Genomic DNA, 1,800 nt, shown 5'->3' on the forward strand with positions numbered 1-1,800 from the left:
GGTGGAGCTGTGCGTAGATGTGATCAAGAGACGGACTCTCCGGCCCGTTCCGCCGCGCGGGCGGCTGCCGCCCGTGATTCCGCGCCTCGCGCGTCGCGGCCTCGCGCGCCGGGGGCTTTGCCTCCGGCTTCCGGGGCGCCGGCGGATCGAGCACGTCGAGGACGATGCGCTCGCCCAGGCGGAAGGGACGGATCTGCGCGCCGCTGCGAAGGGTCACCTCCACCCCGTCCGCCGCGCCGCGCAGGGCCAGCACGTTGCGCGGCAGCTTCGCCGGCATGCGGAACTCGCCGGGGCTTTCGAAGTGCAGCATCGCCCGGTCGCCGAGCTGCTCCAGGCGGTAGCCCGTGGGCAGGGACCAGTCGAAGACGAGCCGACCCATCCCCGGATGCTCGCCGGAGCGCACCGCCACCGGCTCGGCCCGCCCGGGCAGGGCGGCGAGAAGCAGCGAGACACCGAGCGCCAGCCCCATGGCGACGGCCTTTTGCCGGTCGGGGGCGCGCATCAGTCGAAACTCGCCAGCAGGGCATCGATCTCCGCCTGGGACGAGGCGGCGGCCGGCAGTTGCGGGCCCTGCGCCAGCCGCTCGCCCTCGCTGCGCTCCGGCACCCGTTCCCGCGTGGCGGCAACGGGCGCGCCAGCCCTGGCCGCCGGGCCGAAGCGCTGGGTGATCTGCTGCACGCGGCCCTCGATCTCCTTCAGCGCCGCCACCACCTTGGCGATGCGCTGGCCCGTGATGTCCTGGAAGGAACAGGCCTCGTAGATCCGCGTCACCGCCTCGCCGATCCGGGCCGCCGGTGCCGCGGGCAGTTCGGGGAGCAGCCGCTCCAGGGTCTCGCAGGTGTCGAGGATCTCGTTGGTGGCGGTGGCGGTATGCTCCACCACCGCATCCAGCTCGTCGGTCGCCACCGGGATGTGCTCGGCCTCGATCTCCTCCACCCGCAGGGCGGCGATCTCGGCCTTGGCCTGGGCGATGGTGCGCCCCAGCGCCTCCAGCTCCGCCAGCAGCACGATCTCGTTGGTGGTGATGTCGCCGCCCATGCTGGCAAGGACGCTGCGCACGGCCTGCTCGATGCGTTCCTGGTCAGGCATCCTGCATCACCTTGGCGATCTTCTCGCGCAGCGTCTCGGCGTTGAAGGGCTTGACGATGTAGTTCGAGACGCCCGCCTGCTTCGCCGCGATCACGTTCTCCGTCTTGCTCTCGGCGGTGATCATGATGAAGGGCGTGGACTTCAGCCGGGCATCGGCGCGGACCTCCTTCAGCAGGTCCAGCCCCGTCATCGGCTGCATGTTCCAGTCGCTGATCACCAGCCCGAAATTGCCGGCGCGCAGCTTCGACAGCGCCTCCTGCCCGTCGGACGCTTCCTCGACATTCTCGAAATCCAGCTGCTTCAGCAGGTTCCGGATGATGCGCAGCATCGTCTTGTAGTCATCGACGATCAGCACGTTGATGTTCCTGTTCATCGCCTGGCATCCTGGCTGTTGTCGGGTCCGTCCGGGTCGTTGGCCCGGCTGCGGTGGCGGGCGAGCTCCGCGGTCAGGAGCCGCGCGCGGTCGGGACGCATGGCGCCCAGCACCGGCGCGGCCTTGGCCTCCCGCATCCGGTCCACGATCCGGACGAGCACGGGCATGTCGAGCTCGTCGAACACGGCGGCCGCGTCGCGCGGCCGCATGGTCTCATAGGTCTTCACCAGCCCGCGCCAGCCGGCCTCCTCGCGCTCGTTGCGGGACTGCTCCAGCTTCTCCAGCCGCGCCTGCAGCGCCGCCATTTCGTCGAGGCGCGACTTCAGCCGGCTCTCGGC

3 protein-coding genes and 1 pseudogene are annotated in these 1,800 nt (G+C 70.7%); all 4 read right to left on the bottom strand.

Features of this window, described 5'->3' with window-relative positions; all coding sequences use genetic code 11:
* A pseudogene (locus tag ROTAS13_RS24005) lies at nt 1-502 on the bottom strand (hypothetical protein); the annotation flags it as partial.
* Nucleotides 502-1,089, bottom strand: a complete 588-nt coding sequence (locus ROTAS13_RS24010) for a protein phosphatase CheZ (protein ID WP_019459335.1) — start codon at nt 1,087-1,089, stop codon at nt 502-504. The gene ROTAS13_RS24010 and the pseudogene ROTAS13_RS24005, both read right to left, overlap by 1 nt.
* Nucleotides 1,082-1,462, bottom strand: coding sequence for a chemotaxis response regulator CheY (locus tag ROTAS13_RS24015; protein ID WP_019459336.1), 381 nt, complete (start codon nt 1,460-1,462; stop codon nt 1,082-1,084). Before ROTAS13_RS24015 ends, ROTAS13_RS24010 begins: the two co-directional genes overlap by 8 nt.
* A partial coding sequence (locus ROTAS13_RS27575; RefSeq protein ID WP_371329347.1) for a MotE family protein occupies nt 1,459-1,800 on the bottom strand: 342 nt, incomplete at its 5' end. The genes ROTAS13_RS27575 and ROTAS13_RS24015, both read right to left, overlap by 4 nt.

The organism is Roseomonas sp. TAS13, assembly GCF_001950415.1.
In the GTDB taxonomy this organism is placed as follows: domain Bacteria; phylum Pseudomonadota; class Alphaproteobacteria; order Acetobacterales; family Acetobacteraceae; genus Roseomonas; species Roseomonas mucosa.

Excerpts from the sequence above, each read along its gene's own strand:
- ROTAS13_RS24010 (WP_019459335.1), bottom strand. The coding sequence starts at position 1,089 with ATGCCTGACCAGGAACGCATCGAGCAGGCCGTGCGCAGCGTCCTTGCC.
- ROTAS13_RS24015 (WP_019459336.1), bottom strand. The coding sequence starts at position 1,462 with ATGAACAGGAACATCAACGTGCTGATCGTCGATGACTACAAGACGATG.